Origin of the sequence: Mesorhizobium sp. M1088 (assembly GCF_040318575.1) — a bacterium.
GTDB lineage: Bacteria > Pseudomonadota > Alphaproteobacteria > Rhizobiales > Rhizobiaceae > Mesorhizobium.
This window is the reverse complement of sequence record NZ_JAMYMO010000007.1, coordinates 1-14,986: the sequence shown is the minus strand read 5'-3', so window position 1 is coordinate 14,986 and position 14,986 is coordinate 1. Positions and strand designations below refer to the sequence as shown.

The 14,986-nt window shown below is 63.9% G+C and carries 13 protein-coding genes and 2 tRNA genes; 6 read left to right on the top strand and 9 right to left on the bottom strand.

What is annotated here, in order from left to right; all coding sequences use genetic code 11:
• The first annotated feature begins 3 nt into the window (after positions 1-3).
• Together NKH49_RS11005 and rbsK are read left to right on the top strand one after the other, a co-directional pair.
• Positions 4-456, top strand: coding sequence for an RbsD/FucU family protein (locus tag NKH49_RS11005; RefSeq protein WP_023674665.1), 453 nt, complete (start codon positions 4-6; stop codon positions 454-456).
• A 4-nt stretch (positions 457-460) separates the two neighbouring features.
• Positions 461-1,402: a ribokinase gene (gene rbsK, locus NKH49_RS11000; protein WP_352769962.1), complete on the top strand. Its 942-nt coding sequence runs from the start codon at positions 461-463 to the stop codon at positions 1,400-1,402.
• Positions 1,403-1,495: 93 nt separating this feature from the next.
• Here the strand turns inward: rbsK and NKH49_RS10995 are convergent.
• Positions 1,496-1,572, bottom strand: a tRNA-Asp gene (locus NKH49_RS10995).
• A gap of 217 nt (positions 1,573-1,789) precedes the next feature.
• On the opposite strand from NKH49_RS10995, the gene NKH49_RS10990 reads away from it, so the two are divergent.
• A tRNA-Val gene (locus NKH49_RS10990) sits at positions 1,790-1,865 on the top strand.
• 20 nt (positions 1,866-1,885) lie between these two features.
• Positions 1,886-2,389: a hypothetical protein gene (locus NKH49_RS10985; RefSeq protein WP_352820086.1), complete on the top strand. Its 504-nt coding sequence runs from the start codon at positions 1,886-1,888 to the stop codon at positions 2,387-2,389.
• A 182-nt stretch (positions 2,390-2,571) separates the two neighbouring features.
• On the opposite strand, the gene NKH49_RS10980 is transcribed toward NKH49_RS10985, so the two are convergent.
• From NKH49_RS10980 to NKH49_RS10955, 6 genes are all read right to left on the bottom strand, one after another.
• Positions 2,572-3,228, bottom strand: coding sequence for a GNAT family N-acetyltransferase (locus NKH49_RS10980; protein WP_352471954.1), 657 nt, complete (start codon positions 3,226-3,228; stop codon positions 2,572-2,574).
• Positions 3,225-4,004: an SDR family NAD(P)-dependent oxidoreductase gene (locus tag NKH49_RS10975; protein WP_352926050.1), complete on the bottom strand. Its 780-nt coding sequence runs from the start codon at positions 4,002-4,004 to the stop codon at positions 3,225-3,227. Before NKH49_RS10975 ends, NKH49_RS10980 begins: the two co-directional genes overlap by 4 nt.
• Positions 4,001-4,996 (bottom strand): ABC transporter permease, encoded by a 996-nt coding sequence (locus tag NKH49_RS10970; protein WP_352926048.1) that lies wholly within the window; start codon positions 4,994-4,996, stop codon positions 4,001-4,003. The genes NKH49_RS10975 and NKH49_RS10970 overlap by 4 nt, the downstream gene beginning before the upstream one ends.
• Positions 4,997-5,158: 162 nt before the next feature.
• Positions 5,159-6,199 carry a sugar ABC transporter substrate-binding protein gene (locus tag NKH49_RS10965; RefSeq protein WP_352926046.1) on the bottom strand — a complete coding sequence of 347 codons (1,041 nt, stop codon included), beginning with the start codon at positions 6,197-6,199 and terminating at the stop codon, positions 5,159-5,161.
• A gap of 39 nt (positions 6,200-6,238) precedes the next feature.
• Positions 6,239-7,003, bottom strand: coding sequence for an ATP-binding cassette domain-containing protein (locus NKH49_RS10960; RefSeq protein WP_352898362.1), 765 nt, complete (start codon positions 7,001-7,003; stop codon positions 6,239-6,241).
• Positions 7,000-8,166, bottom strand: coding sequence for an ROK family transcriptional regulator (locus tag NKH49_RS10955; RefSeq protein ID WP_352619162.1), 1,167 nt, complete (start codon positions 8,164-8,166; stop codon positions 7,000-7,002). Before NKH49_RS10955 ends, NKH49_RS10960 begins: the two co-directional genes overlap by 4 nt.
• A gap of 323 nt (positions 8,167-8,489) precedes the next feature.
• Here NKH49_RS10955 and NKH49_RS10950 point away from each other — a divergent pair, with 323 nt between their 5' ends.
• Entirely contained in the window at positions 8,490-9,281 is a 792-nt protein-coding gene (locus NKH49_RS10950; RefSeq protein WP_352926045.1) for an alpha/beta fold hydrolase, read from the top strand.
• Positions 9,282-9,355: 74 nt separating this feature from the next.
• Here NKH49_RS10950 and NKH49_RS10945 read toward each other — a convergent pair whose 3' ends face one another.
• Positions 9,356-10,648 (bottom strand): M23 family metallopeptidase, encoded by a 1,293-nt coding sequence (locus tag NKH49_RS10945; protein WP_352926043.1) that lies wholly within the window; start codon positions 10,646-10,648, stop codon positions 9,356-9,358.
• A gap of 138 nt (positions 10,649-10,786) precedes the next feature.
• Entirely contained in the window at positions 10,787-11,254 is a 468-nt protein-coding gene (locus NKH49_RS10940) for a peroxiredoxin (RefSeq protein ID WP_352575971.1), read from the bottom strand.
• 96 nt (positions 11,255-11,350) lie between these two features.
• On the opposite strand from NKH49_RS10940, the gene NKH49_RS10935 reads away from it, so the two are divergent.
• Positions 11,351-14,728 carry a hypothetical protein gene (locus NKH49_RS10935; RefSeq protein WP_352926041.1) on the top strand — a complete coding sequence of 1,126 codons (3,378 nt, stop codon included), beginning with the start codon at positions 11,351-11,353 and terminating at the stop codon, positions 14,726-14,728.
• Positions 14,729-14,986 lie beyond the last annotated feature (258 nt).

Genomic DNA, 14,986 nt, shown 5'->3' with positions numbered 1-14,986 from the left:
ACCATGCTCAAAGGAATCAATCCGCTGCTCAATGCCGATGTGCTGCAGGCGCTGCGGGCGATGGGCCACGGTGACGATCTGATTATCGCCGACACCAATTTCCCGTCCGATTCGGTGGCGCGCCAGACCGTGCTTGGCCGGCTGCTGCGCATCGATGCGTCGGCGGCCGACGTGGTCAAGGCGGTACTGTCGCTCTATCCGCTGGACACCTTCGTCGACGATGCCGCCGCGCGCATGGAGATCGTCGGCAAGCCGGACGACATTCCCGCCGTGCAGCAGGAAGTGCAAAAAGAGATCGATGCCGCCGAGGGCAAGGCCTGGCCGATGATCTCGGTCGAGCGCTACGCCTTCTACGAACGCGCCAAGAAGGCCTATTGCGTCATCCAGACCGGCGAGCGCCGCTTCTATGGCTGTTTTGCGTTCCGCAAAGGCGTCGTGCCACCGGATGCGGAGTAGCGGGATGCCGGCGAATCCGATCGTCATGAAGCCGGTTGTCATATTGGGCGTCTTCGTCGCCGATACGGCCTACCGCGCCGCCCGCCAGCCGCGCATGGGCGAGACGATCCTGGGCACGTCCTTCACGCTCGGCCCCGGCGGCAAGGGCTCGAACCAGGCGGTGGCGGCCGGCCGGCTCGGCGCCGACGTCACCTTCCTTACCCGCCTCGGCGTCGACCCCTTTGCCGATATGGCGAGACAGACCTGGTCGCACGCCGGCGTGAAGAGCGCCGTCATCGACACGCCGGAAAGCTACACCGGTGCCGCCTATATCTTCATCGAGGAGACGAGCGGCAACAACGCGATCATCGTCAGTCCGGGTGCGGCGATGCTGATCTCGCCCGCCGATATCGAGGCAAATGCCGGCCTGATCCGCGCGGCCGGCGTTTTCGTCACCCAGCTCGAACAGCCGATCGAGGCGGCGCTGCGGGCGCTGGAGATCGCGCGCGGGGCAGGGGTGACCACCATCCTCAACCCGGCGCCCGCGGCCAGGCTTCCGGACCGCATCTACACGCTTTGCGACTATGTCACGCCGAACGAAACCGAGGCCGAGGAACTGACCGGCATCAAGGTGTCCTCGATCGACGACGCCCGCCGTGCCGCCGACAGCCTGCTTGAGAAGGGCGTTGGGGCAGTCATCGTGACGCTTGGCGAAAACGGTGCGCTGCTGCACACGGCCGATCGTTCCGAGCATGTCGCAGCGGTCGCCGCCGGCCCGGTGGTCGAGACCACAGGCGCGGGCGACGCCTTCAACGGCGGCCTGGCTGCCGCGCTGTCGAGGGGGATCGAACCTCTGGAAGCGGTGCGCTTCGCCTGCGCCGTCGCAGGCATCTCGGTGACGCGCCCGGGCACCGCGCCGTCCATGCCGACGCTGCAGGAGGTCGAGGCGCTGCTCGCCGAGGGGTGAGACCGTATGGATTACATCATGAACGACGACGGTTTTTGACAAATCAACGTCGACATTTCTCCGACACCAGGGGACGTGACCCCAAAGGAGAAATGGCGCGAGTGACGGGGCTCGAACCCGCGACCTCCGGCGTGACAGGCCGGCACTCTAACCAACTGAGCTACACCCGCGCATGGACGAGCACGTGTCAGCCGTGTTCGTCGTTGGGGCGGTGGATAAGGGGTAAGCCACCGGGTGTCAAGCGGACCCGGACAGCATAACAGCAAACAGCAGAAGGTTTTTTGACAAGCCGAACTTTGTTGCCGAAACCGGCTCCCGGCCAAGCCACTGGCCGCTCATTTGGCCTTGCGAAGCCGGTCCTAACTGCTTAAAGGTCCGGCCCGGAGCGGGCGATTAGCTCAGTTGGTAGAGCGCTTCGTTTACACCGAAGATGTCGGCGGTTCGAGCCCGTCATCGCCCACCATTTTCCTCGATGTGTTCAGTTTGGGCTACACCGCTCAAGCTGATCGCCAGGTGAGACGCATCCGATCACTGTGCTACTCGGACTTTGGTCTGATTCAAACTGTCTTTCCGCAGGGACTTAAGTCTGATCTGCTTGCCTCTCATGAGGGAAACGATTGCCGAAAGCTACAACTTGCAGTATCTCAATTGCGTATGGGCATGGGCGGGAGCGAAAATATTCCTGGATGGCTTGCGAGTCATCTTCCGGAGGATCCCGTGATCGCAGGAGATCTCGCGGATAAGATATCGAAGGAAGCTGAAAAAAACCGGCTTCCAGGCGATCGGGTTGTGAAGACAACCCGTAACGAAGAAGACACCTTCAAGAAAGAACAAGTCGAAGCTTATCCCGACGCCGCGGTTGCAGGAGTCTTTGCCAGCGGTTCATTCCTCGCCCTGTTGGTATTAGCCATTTATCTGCTTTATGTGCTCTCGATTGTGGCCGGGGGAACGGTCGCGGATGTTCCCCTGCCGCCCATACTGCACTAGTAGACGCTCCGCCAACACTCTGATTAGCCCGCACCGTGTTGGCCTGGCGCCTTCCAGAAGGTTCGGTTGGTGCGGCAAAGGTGTTCACGCGGAGGCACATGGTTGCTGCAGCACCGCAGCATTGTACTTCCATAATCCTCCCGGTCAGTGTCCATGCAGGTTGTGCGATTGCTTGCCGCGGCTCAGCGTGCAGCTTCTGCCCGATGAGCAAGCCGTTTTCCGATGTAAACGCAATGCATCGGCAGGTCCGGGTGCTGCAGCACCCGAAATCCGATCGTCCTATAAAACCTTAGCGCACCATCGTTCTCCGGCATGACTTCGAGGTGGATGCCGGTCGAGCCGCTCGCGGCAAGGCGCTGCTCGAGGAAGGCCATCGCGCGCCTGCCGATGCCTTTCCCGCGCGCTTGCGGCAACAGGTCGATATGGCCATGCGACGGGTAGGCCGCCAGCGCAGGCGGAACAGCGAAATCGGGGTGGTGGATCCGGTACCGCGCCCAGTCGCTGCCGCGCCAGCGCGAGTTGTCGGGTCCCGGGTCTACCACGCGCCGCTGCAGGTCCGGATACCAGTCTGATGCCAGGCTGGCATTGAAAGCGCCCGTATCGGCTGCGCCAAGCAGATAGCCGGCCGCACCTGTGGGGCTATCGATAATAAAGGCCAGATCGGGTTCGAGCACCTGGTAGGGAATAGTGTAGAGGAGGCCGAGCAGGTCCGGGTCGTCCTCGCGGCCGCTGGCATCCTTGCCGGCATCGCCGGTCTTGAGACAGATCATCGCAAGCGCTGCATGATCGGCGGTGGTCGCCCGGCGCAGGAAGAAACCGCCGCCGAAATCGAGGATCATGGCGGCAGCAGCCGGAAATCCTTGCCCTCGGGCAAAAGCTGCCCGCCGTCGACGATGATGGTCGTGCCCGTGATGTAGCTGGCGTCGTCCGAGGCCAGAAACAGGAAGGCGTTGGCCACGTCGCGCGGGCTGCCGAGCCGGCCGAGCGGAATGGCGTCTTCCATGTTCTTGATGAAGGCCGCACCGCGATGCTGCTCTATGCCTTCGGTGAGGATGTTGCCGGGCTCGACGCCGTTGACCGTAATGCCGTAGCCCGAGAATTCGAGCGCAGCCGAACGGATCAGCCCATTGATGCCGGCCTTGGTCGCTGAATAATGGCCGTGGCCGGGGCTGGTGACATGCGGGCCGGTGATCGAGGAGGTGAACAGCATGCGGCCAAAATGCTGTGCCTTCATTGGCACCAGTGAGGCGCGAGCAGCGATGAAGCTGCCGCGCAAGTTCACCGCCATGACCCGGTCCCAGTCGTCGGGACTGGTGTTTTCCAGCAATTGCCAGGGATAGATGCCGGCATTCTGCACCATGATGTCGAGTCGGCCGTGACGGTCGAGGGCCAGCGCCACGGCGGCTTCCGCATCGGCCATCTGCGAAATGTCGGTATGAATGAAGTGGGCGCCGACCTCATCTGCCGTTGCTCGTCCGGCTTCGGTCTCGGTATCGGCCAGCACGAGCTTTGCGCCTTCCTCGGCAAAGCGCTGCGCGATCGCCTTGCCAATGCCGCGGGCAGCACCGATGACCAGCGCCACCTTGCCGACAAGCCTTCCGAGATCGCTAGTCATGCCAGCCTCTGGCGGATTGTCTGCCTGAATGCGTCGAGCAGCACGGCGGCAAGCACCAGCAGGCCGTGTATCACCAGGGTGAAATTGGCTGGCAGGCCCATCAAATTGATCGCCGTGTTGATCGCCGAGAGCAGCAGCACGCCGGCATAGACGCCGGGCAGGGTGCCGACACCGCCTTTCAGGCTGACGCCGCCGATGACGACGGCGGCAAAGGCGTTGAACAAGAATCCCGCACCGAGATTGGCGCTGGCTCCGGAGGTGCGGATCGCCAGCAGCCAGCCGGCAAGGCCGGCGATGGCGCCGGCGAGAACGAAGGCTATGACGAGGTTGCGGTTGACGCGGATGCCGGCGCGGAAGGTCGCCGTCTCGTTGCCACCGATCATGACCAGATGGCGGCCGAAGGGCGTCTTGGCCATGACCAGCGAAGAGATGACGAAACAGGCAATCGCGATCCAGGCGGTGAGCGGCAGGCCGAGCAGGCGCTGGATGGCGAACCAGCGGATCGCCGGCGCAAGGTCCTGCGCCGAGCGGCCGCCGGAAATGACCAGCACCAGGCCGCGCACCCAGATGTAAGAAGCCAGCGTGATTATGAAGGCGCTCATCTTGACCCTGACCACCAGATAGCCGTTGAAGGCGCCAATGAGGCCGCCGATGGCAAGCGCGATGAGCAGCGAAACCGGAACCATGAGCCATTGCGGCTGCAACTGGATGCCAAGGCCGATGCCGGACGAGCAGAACAGGATGCCGACCGCCATGGCGCTGAGCGCCGCGACCGATTCGACCGACAGGTCCATGTGGCCGGCGATGATAACCAGCGCCAGGCCGATCGACATCACGCCGAGCACGCTCGACGCCTCGATGATGTTGGCGAAGATGCCGAGCTGAAAATAGTTCGGGATAAGGATGGAAAAGACCACCAGCACGAAGACCAGCATGAACCAGACAAGATTGTCGAGGATGAACTCGAGGGTTTGGCGCGTGCGGGGGTTCATCTCAGGATCCGGTTGGCGCCGACCCCGAAAAACCACTCGGTTTTCGGACTATCAGGCGTGGTTGAAAATTGCTGCAGCATTCCCGCGCGCGTCCGTTTGAACGCACCCGGGCTGCAGGGCTGGGCTCCGGGCCGGCAGGGCCCGGAGCTTCTGGCGAGTTCGCTATTCGACCGGCTTTATGGTTTCGGTCGGCGGCTTCATGTTGCCCCAGAACGCCGGGTTATCGACATTTTCCTTGGTGATCGCAGCGCCGGGGATCTTGATGTTCGGTCCCCACGCTTCCTTGGTCAGGGTTGATTTCAGGCCAAGCACATCATATTCGCCGGGCTTGATCTCCTGCTTGTTGACCACCTTGTCCATGAACATCGCGACCGCCGCGGCCTGGGCGTAGAGCGGCTGCTCGACTTCGACGTTGAGCCAGCCCTTGCGGATCAGGTCGAGGCCGACCGGAGCGCCGTTCGAGCTCATCAGCATGACGTCGCCCGGCTTCTTGCCGGCGGCCTCGAGCGAGGCGACGGCAGCGACCGAAAGATGCGCGGCATGGCTGAAGATCAGGTCGATGTCGGGGTTGGCGAGCATCTGGTCGGCGACGATGGTGCCGGCGTTGCTGGCCTCCCATTGCATGGCCGGCAGCGAGATGATCTTGACGTCCGGGAACGCCTTCATTTTCTCCTCGAAACCCTTCTGGATGTCGAGCGTGTAGGGGTCGCCCGGATCGCCGAGCACCTGCAGGATCTTGCCCTTCACCGAGCCGTTCTTCGCGGTCAGGAGCTTTTGTGCCTGGTCGGCGGCGACGTAGCCGATCTCGACGGTTCCGGCCACCGAGGTGAAGTCGGACGGGGTCGAGGTTATCTGGCGGTCGAACTCGACGACCGGGATGCCGGCGGCACGGGCCGCCTCGATCGACGGTTTCAGCGCATTGAAATCGACGGCGGCAAGGATGATCGCCGCCGGCTTCAGCGCGATGACGTCGTTCATCTGCGATTGCTGAGCGTCGGTCTTGTTGTCGGCGTTCAACGTCTTCATCTCGTAGCCGACCTGCTTCAGGAACAGTTCCAGCGCGCTCACCGAGCCGGTCTGGAACTCATCGAGCAATGTCGGCACCATGTAGTAGACGGTGCCCTTGGACTGGGCTAATGCCGGCGTGAGCGTGGCAAAGGCCAGTGCCAGGATACCGAAGACGGAAAGAAGTATTTTCTTCATGTCGTTCGCTCCTCTTGCGCCGGACCCCTCATATGTCCCTCAGCTTGCCGGTCCGGCACCGGCGAGCGTCTCTCCGGTGATCATTTTGATCACCGCGTCGGGACTTGTTTTGTTGCGTGCGACGTCGCCCGCCACGACGCCTTGCCGGATCACCACGATCCGGTCGGCGACCTGGAAGGCCTGTTGCATGATATGGGTGATGATGACGACGCCGATGCCCTGGCTCGCCACCTGGCGGATCATGTCGAGGCCGCGCCGCGTCTGTTCGACGCCGAGTGCCGCGAACGGCTCGTCGAGAAGCACCAGCTTGCCGCCAAAATGCACGAATCGGTTGAGCTCGATGGCCTGCCGCTGACCGCCCGAGAGGTGCTCGACATTGGTGCGAAGCGAGGGAATGCGGGTGCCGGCGCTGGCCAGCGCCTTTTGCACCACCTGCTCCATGGCGCGCTCGTCGAGCACCGGAATGCCGAGAACCTTCCTGGTGATCTCGCGGCCCATGAAGAAATTGGCGACCACGTCGACATTGGTGCAAAGCGACAGGTCCTGGTAGACCGTCTCGATCCCCGCGGCCTTGGCCTCGGCGGGGGATTTGGCGAGGAATTCCTTGCCTTCGAACAGCATGCGGCCGGAGGTCGGCTCCAGGCCGCCGGCAATGATCTTGACCAGCGTCGATTTGCCGGCGCCGTTGTCGCCAAGAAGCGCCACCACTTCGCCCTTGTCGATCGAAAAGCTGATGCCTTTCAGCGCTTCGATGGCGCCGTAATTCTTGGCGACGTTGTCGAGCACCAGCAGCGGTTCGCTCATGCCGCGATCCCTTTGTTATGCAAGAGATCTCGCCCGCGTTCGCGCTCGGCGGTGAAGATCTGGCCGAAGCGCGGCGAAAGCACCCCCGAAACGGCAAGCGCGGCGGCGCCGCGCAACACGGCATGCTGGCCGCCGCGCGCGACGCTGACGCGGGGCGTCGTGCGGTCGCTTCGCGCCGACACCGAGTTGGGCAGGTGCGCGGCCGCGCCGGCAAGCCTTTCGAGCAGGTCGGTGGAGGCAAGCCCGCCGAGGATGATGGTTTCGGGATCGAACAGGTTTTCGATGATGGTGACGGCGTTGCGGAAGATCGGCGCAATCTCGCTCACCCACTCGGCGTCGGCGATGTTGCGGCGCCGCAGCGCCTCGAGCGAGAGATACCGTTCGAGGCAGCCGCGATTGCCGCACGGGCAGGGCTCGCCGCCCGGCACCGCGGGAATGTGGCCGATTTCACCGGCGTTTCCCCAGGCGCCGCGCAATGCCGCCCCGTCATGCACCATGACGCCGCCGAGACCGACGCCGAAATAAAGATAGTAATACTCGGAATATGCCGTTCCGAGACCGTAGAGGCGCTCGCCGATAGCAGCCGCCGCCATATCGGTTTCGAAAAAGGCCGGCAGTCCGGTCGAGGCGGCCAGCCGCTCGCGCAGCGCCACATCCTTCCAGCCGGTCATGGTGGTCGGCCCGACAAAGCTCATGGACTCCACGCCGAACGGTCCGGGTAGCGCCATGCCGATGCCGAGAACGCGGCCACCGGGCCGCAATGCCGTCAATTCGAGCACCATGGCGCCGATCAGCTCGAAAGCGTGGTCGGGCGTTGCATTTGGAGCTTCGCGGTAGGTGCTCTCGATAACATCGCCGCTTAGGTTGATCAGGGCGGCATTGATGCCCAGCGGGGTGACGTGGATGCCGACGGCATAGCCGCCTTCCGGATTGATGCGCAGCGTTGCCGGTGGCAGGCCGCGCCCCTTGGGCTCTTCGCGCAGCGACAGCACGTAACCGTGCTCTTCCAGCTCGCGAACGATGGTCGACACCGTCTGCACGGTGAGTCCGACCCGCCTGGCAATATCGCCGCGGGCGATCGGCCCGTGAAGGCGGATGGATTCGAGCACGATGCGCCGGTTATACGGCCGCCCGAACTCCTGATTGGTTCCCCGCAGTGCCATGCCTTGTGCCCTCGAGAGAGGCCAGACTGGCACTGAAGATTTATTCAGTCAAATGGAATTCAAAAATAATTCGCCTGTGGCCAAGGTCCTTCTAACGCCGGCGAATTCGCGCCCGCCGGCGGATGGGCCAACTCTGGCAATTTTCCAGTATGAAGCGCCACCGGCTGGACGGGACGCCAGGCATGACCTTTGACCGGCATTCCGATCAGCGCCCTGAAGCCCATTTCGGAACCCGGCTGTGAGCCGGCCAGGGATCGGAGTTCGTTGCGCCTTTCCGTTGCAGGGAGCATACTTGCTCTCGTCGGTCTGCGGGAGGAGATGCGATGCCGAAGCTGACCCTCGACGGGATTGATCTCGGCTATGAGGTGCGGGGCGACGGGCCGCCGGTTCTGTTCGTCCACGGCAGCGTCACGAACGGCATGATGACATGGTCCGCCCAGCTACCGCTTGCGGAGCGCTGGAAGCTGGTTGTGGTCGACCGGCCCGGATACGGATCAAGTTCCCCTGCCGAACGCGAGGATTTCGCCGTCGACGCCGGACTGGTTGCCGGATTCCTCGATCGGACGCATGACCTCTGGGACGAAAACCGCGTCCATCTGGTCGGGCATTCCTATGGCGGCGTCATCTCTCTTCTTGCAGCAGCGATGCGCCCGCGAGCAATCCGTTCGCTCACGGTGATCGAGCCGCCGGCCTTTGACCTTGCGCGCGGGGATGTTGCCGTCAATGAACTCGTGACGCGCCTGAAGGCCCACTGGCAAAGCGGACCCCGCGACGATCCCGCGCTTTTCTTGCGCCAGTTCCTCCATCTGGTCGGCTCGGCGATACAATTGCCAGACCCGCTGCCGCCCCCGCTCGCGCAAGGCGCGGCCATGCTCGTCGTCGAACGCGGGCCATGGGAGGCCGAAATTCCGCTTCGGCAACTTGCCGATGCGCCGTTCCCGAAACTGGTGGTATCCGGCGGGCACAGCGCAGCATTCGACGCCGTCTGCGACGTGCTCGAAAACGTGCTTGGTGCCGATCGTGCCGTGATCGCCGGCGCGGGGCACAGCGTTCAGCAGACCGGTGAGCCGTTCAACCGGCGGCTCGGCGCGTTCATGGCCGCTGCTGAGGGCTGAAGGCGATCTATCTTTGATATTGCCTGGCGGGCGGTTGGCCGCGCGCCGGCTTCACGCCGAATGAATCGCCGGCTCTACAGATACTGCGCGACCTTCTTGCCGACGGTCAGGAAGCGCAGCGGATCGATCGCCTCGCCATTGTGGCGGACCTCGTAGTGCAGATGCGGGCCGGTCGAGCGGCCGCTGTTGCCGGTCTTGCCGATGACGTCTCCGGCATCGAGCTTCTGGCCGACGGCGACGTCGATTTCGCTGAGATGCCCGTAACGCGTCACAAAACCGTTGCCGTGGTCGACCTCGATCATGCGGCCGTAGCCGCCGTTCCAGCCGGCCTTGACGACGACACCGCCTGCCGTGACCTTGGCCGGCATACCGACCGGCGCCCTGAAATCCATGCCGGAATGCAAGGCGGCCGTGCCGAGGATGGGGTCGGTGCGCACGCCGAACGGGCTGGTAACGCTGCGGCCGGGGGCGGGGTTGGCGAGCGGCAGCCGGCGCGCTTCCTTTTTAAGATGATCCAGCGCGTCAAGAGCCTCGTCCAACTCCTTGACCTTGCTGTCGAAGACCAACGAGCTGTCGAGTGGTATCAGCGGGCCACCAACGTCGCTCTTTTCGAATTCGCTATCAACGGGCAGGCCGGCGGCCTCGAGCGCCTGCGAGATCGCGTCGGCGCTTTTGTAGGCATTGTCGGCAAGTGTGGCGATGCGGGTGAGCTGCTGGCTCTCGATGGCCTTCAGCGAGTTGTTGATCGAAACGAAGAGCTTGTCTGCCCGGTCGGCCGCGCTTTCGCTCGGCAGCGGATCGGCGCGCGTCGACCACAGCGAGAACGGCCTGGTGTCGTCAACGCCCACAGGAGCGGCAAGGGGGGCGGCAAGGCTGGCGACGGAATAGGCCGTCGGCTGGATGCTGCCGGTCGCGTCGGCATGTTCGTCCGGCTTTGCCGCCGGCACGGGCGGCGTTGCGACCTCGTTTTCGGCTCGTTCGAGGATCGGGCCGAGACGGCCGTGACGCAGGCTGAGCTGGCTCTGCCGTTCCAGCAGCTCGCTGACCTTGGTTTCCATCAGCTGCTGATCGAGTAGCTGGCGGCTGGTGATGCGGTCGACCTGGCTGCGCAGTGCCGAGATACGGTCTTCGTAGGCCTGCTGCATGCGCGCCTGCCGCGCCGTCGTGGCGCCGATCAGATCGTCGCGCAGCACCAGATAGGAGGTCGCCAGCAGGTAGCCGATGACGATCGCCGCCAGCGCCGAGCCGCAAAATGCCGCAAGCCACGGGCGTATGGTGAAATGCCTTATCTGGTCGCCCCGGGCGATGATGACCGTGTGGGGCTCTCTGCGTCTGCCGAAGACCGCTGACTGACTGGCTACGTTCACGGGACCAAGCTTTCGTTACGACACCAACGACGAGCCTGATTACACATTATTAGGGTTAACAAAGTTTTGCCGGATCGAAGGACAGGCAAAGGTCTTCGCGCAAAACGGGTATCGAATTGCAGCGGCCTGGCGCAGCTCTCAAAGGGCGCGAACCGCCTCCAGCACTTCTTCGGCGTGCCCCTTGACGCGGACGTTGCGCCAGATCCTGGCGATGCGTCCGTCGCGGCCGATCAGGAACGTCGCCCGCTCGACGCCCATATAGGTGCGACCGTAGAGCTTCTTTTCCACCCACAAATGGTAAGCCTCGATCACTTTGCGCTCTTCGTCGGCGACAAGGTCGACGCTCAGATCGTATTTCGCCTTGAATTTGTCGTGTTTCTTGACGCTGTCCGGCGAGAGCCCGATGACGACGGCGCCGGCCTTTTCGAACTCCGGCTTCAACTGCGAAAAGCCGATCGCCTCGTTGGTGCAGCTTGTGGTGTCGTCCTGTGGGTAGAAATAGAGTACGATGGGTTTTCCCAGCAATGCGGCGAGGCTGAGTGAACCGCCGCCGTCGCGCGGAAGATCGAACTGCGGCGCAACATCGCCCACGTCGAGGTCAGCCATACCGATGCCCTTGTTTGAAGTTACGCGCCAGGCTGCATCGATATAATGTCGAGCGGGGATTCGTCCACGATCGAATTCGTTTCAACGGAAGATTGCGTGGATCAGGAGCTACCGCAGCACGAGAAGATCAGGTTCAGGCGTGACGAGATCACCGACCTGGGAACCTTTCCGTCCGCGTGCCGCGTCCCGCCGCTCGGCCAGGCGTCGATCGGTCGCGGCGTCCGTTTGATGGCGCGGCTGTTTGCCGGCCTTGTCGCCCTTGTGCTGCTGGCTGGCGCCGGCGTCTACGCGATCGGCGTGTCCGGCTTCGGCTCGGAGCGGCTTCGCGCGGAAGCCGAAACGGCAATCGAGAGATTGGCCGGCTTCGATGTCGACGTTGCCGTCGGGCCAGCCCGGCTGACGCTTGACGGGTCGAGCTTCATTGCGCTGCAGGTCAGCGACGTCAGCCTCAAGACCGCCGACGGCAAACCGATGGCCGATGCCGGCCGGGTCCGCTTCGGCATCCGGCTGATCCCGCTGCTTTCGGGCGAGGTACGGCTGACCAGCGCCCGGATTTCCGACGCGCACATCGTCATGGCCGCGATGCCGTCCGGCGGCGACTGGACGGCCGGGCTGCGCAACCAGGATGGCCTCATCGATCCGGAAAAACTTTCCGCCGCCGTCTTCGCCAACGTCAACCGCGCGCTCGATGCGGTGCGCGAGGATTCGATGCGCCAGATCGATCTGCGCAACGTCGAGCTGGAACTGCCCGAGACCGGATCGGTCAAGTCGGTCACCATCGCCGACGCCTCCGTGTCGCAGACGGGACCGGGAAGCATGGAGTTTTCATCCGATGCGGATGTCGACGGCAGGGCGCTTACCATCGCCGCTTCCGCCACCCGCGATCCGGCGACGCGACGCATCACCACGCTGGACGCCAGCATCCAGGCGGCGGATGCCGAAGCTGCGGCAGCAGGCGGCAAATTGGGCGCGATCGCCTTGAAGCTGGCGGGGTCGGAAGGGACCGGCGACAACAGTTCGCGGCTGACCGCCGCCCTGTCACTGACCGGGTCGGTGCTCGATCTCGGTTCGCGCGGCCTGCTTCCGGCCGACATCGATCTCGATGCGACGCTCGTCGCCGGGTCGAACAAGATCCAGGTCGAAAGCTTGCTGGTGAAAACCGGCCGCTCGACCTTCGATTTCGCCGGTTCGATCGGCCCGAAGCCCGCTACCGGCGCAGCGGGCGAGGAGCCATCCTATCGTTACGACCTGACCAGCGACGGTTCGACCCTGGCGCCTTCGGATTCGCCGGAGCCGGCGCTCAGCTTCATTGCCCGTATTGCCGGCGTCTACCAGCCGACGAGCCAAAAGCTGGTCGCCGAGCAGATCGGCGTCCGGTCCGGACCGGGCAGCGAAGTGCTGGGCACGGCTTCGGTTTCATTCGTCGCCAACCAGGCGCCGGGCATATCGGTGGCGCTCAATGTCCACGACATGCCGGTCTCGCACGTCAAGCAATTATGGCCTTGGTTTTCGGCGCGCAATGCCAGGCTGTGGGTGCTTAAGAACCTGTTCGGCGGCCGCGTCGTCGATGGCAGCCTGCAGTTCCAGGTCGTGCCCGGACGGCTCGGCAACGGCGTGCCGCTTTCCGCCGATGAAGTGTTCGGCCGATTCCAGGTCGAAGGATCGCGCTTCGACACGGCCGGCCGCATTCCGCCGATCCGCGATGCCGTCGGCGTCGTCGGCTTCCACGGCAATGACGTCGACGTCGCGCTGTCGTCGGGCAGCGTCTATATGCCGAGCGGCCGCACGGTGGCGGCGAGCAACGGCACGCTCACCGTCAAGGCGGCGAACCATCCGCCGGTGATCGGCGCGCTCGACATCGACGTCGCCGGCGAGGCGCCGGCAATCGCCGAGCTGGCATCGTTTGACCCGATCAACGCCATGCGCCATGTCGGCCTGCTGCCGGACGACCTGTCCGGCACGGTGACCGGCCACGTCAAGGCCGATATTCCGCTGCAGTCCGGTGTCGACTCTTCCAAACTCGATTGGCTGGTGGCGCTCGACTACAAGGACCTGTCGCTGGGCAAGCCGTTCGAGGGGCAGACGGTCAGCCATGCCGACGGCTCGATCACGGTCGCGCCCGACCGGGCGGTGATCTCGGCGAAGGCGCTGCTCAACGGCATTCCGGCCGAGCTCGACCTGATCGAGCCGCTCAGGGATGGCGGTCCGCCGCGCAGCCGTAAAGTGGAGCTGGTGCTCGACGACAAGACGCGCGCCACCGCCATGCCTGGCCTGTCGACGCTGCTTTCCGGAACCATCAAGGTGGCGATCGACAAGAGTGGCACCGGCAACCAGAACGTGTCGGCCGACCTGACCAATGCCAGGCTGGACATTCCCTGGGCCGGCTGGAGCAAGGGCCCCGGCATTCCCGCCAAGGTCGTCTTCGCCATGGCGAAGACCGGCGACACCACGACGCTGTCCAATTTCGAACTCGACGGCAAGACCTTCTCCATCGACGGCAGCGCGGTGCTGGTCAAGGGCGCCTTGTCCTCGGCCCGGTTCAGCAAGGTCACCTTGAACAGGGGCGACGACGTCGCCGTCTCGGTGAAGCGGTCGGGCAAGGCCTATGCGGTCGAGGTCAGCGGCAGCGCGCTGGACGCACGCTCGCTGATCAAGCAATTCACGTCCGATGTCGATACCGCCACCAAGACCACCGGCGTCGATGCGATCTCGGTCAGCGCCGACGTCAGCTCCCTGACCGGCTTCCACGACGAGGTGCTGTCGAATTTGAAGCTCGACTACAGCGCCGCAGGGTCCCGGGTGAACGGGCTCAAGGTGAGCGCCACGGCAAGTTCGGGAGCCGCCATCACCATCAGCAACACGACCGGCGGCGGCCTGCGCACGCTCAACATGAAGTCGGCCGACGCCGGCGCCATACTGCGCTTCCTCAACATCTACGAGCATATGGAAGGCGGCTCGATCACGCTGGCGCTGACCGGGGCCGGCGACGGGCCGATGAAAGGCCAGGTCGACGCCAAGAACTTCTTTATCGTCAACGAGCCGAAGCTCGCCTCGATCGTGTCGACGACGCCGGCCGGCGACAACCGCAGCCTCAACGAGGCGGTCAAAGGCAATCTCGACACGTCGAGGGTGAAGTTCGAGCGCGGTTTCAGCGAGATCGATAAGGGCAGCGGCTATCTCAAGCTGCGCAACGGCGTGCTGCGCGGCTCGCGCATCGGCACCACCTTCCAGGGCACGCTCTACGACCAGAACAACAATATGGACATGACCGGCACGTTCATGCCGGCCTACGGCGTAAACCGCATCTTCGGCGAACTGCCGCTGATCGGCGCACTGCTCGGCAACGGCCGCGACCGCGGGCTGATCGGCGTCACCTACAGGCTCAGGGGCAACGCCAACAAGCCAATCCTCGACGTCAATCCGCTATCGGTAATCGCGCCCGGGATATTCCGGTCGATCTTCGAGTATCGCTGAGGTCAAAACCCAATTACCTCGAGCGACCGAGTTTTGATCTTAAGCGGCCGCTCGTCCGCCCCGCGAATTCACGCCCATGATCCAAAGGCGACTGACGTCCGCCCGGGCCTAAATGGCCGCTTTGCGCCTAATGCACGAACCCGCTTCGCGGGAGAGGCGCCTCGTTCTGAGATGGCGCGACTGCCATTTTGACTTGAGCGGGTAGAGGGGTCGATCTGACCATGGAGTTCCCTTCAACGAGAGGAACTCGCCATGGCT

Coding starts and splice junctions, on each gene's coding strand:
- NKH49_RS11005 (WP_023674665.1), top strand. CDS start 4: ATGCTCAAAGGAATCAATCCGCTGCTCAATGCCGATGTGCTGCAGGCG.
- rbsK (WP_352769962.1), top strand. CDS start 461: ATGCCGGCGAATCCGATCGTCATGAAGCCGGTTGTCATATTGGGCGTC.
- NKH49_RS10980 (WP_352471954.1), bottom strand. CDS start 3,228: ATGATCCTCGATTTCGGCGGCGGTTTCTTCCTGCGCCGGGCGACCACC.
- NKH49_RS10975 (WP_352926050.1), bottom strand. CDS start 4,004: ATGACTAGCGATCTCGGAAGGCTTGTCGGCAAGGTGGCGCTGGTCATC.
- NKH49_RS10970 (WP_352926048.1), bottom strand. CDS start 4,996: ATGAACCCCCGCACGCGCCAAACCCTCGAGTTCATCCTCGACAATCTT.
- NKH49_RS10965 (WP_352926046.1), bottom strand. CDS start 6,199: ATGAAGAAAATACTTCTTTCCGTCTTCGGTATCCTGGCACTGGCCTTT.
- NKH49_RS10960 (WP_352898362.1), bottom strand. CDS start 7,003: ATGAGCGAACCGCTGCTGGTGCTCGACAACGTCGCCAAGAATTACGGC.
- NKH49_RS10955 (WP_352619162.1), bottom strand. CDS start 8,166: ATGGCACTGCGGGGAACCAATCAGGAGTTCGGGCGGCCGTATAACCGG.
- NKH49_RS10950 (WP_352926045.1), top strand. CDS start 8,490: ATGCCGAAGCTGACCCTCGACGGGATTGATCTCGGCTATGAGGTGCGG.
- NKH49_RS10940 (WP_352575971.1), bottom strand. CDS start 11,254: ATGGCTGACCTCGACGTGGGCGATGTTGCGCCGCAGTTCGATCTTCCG.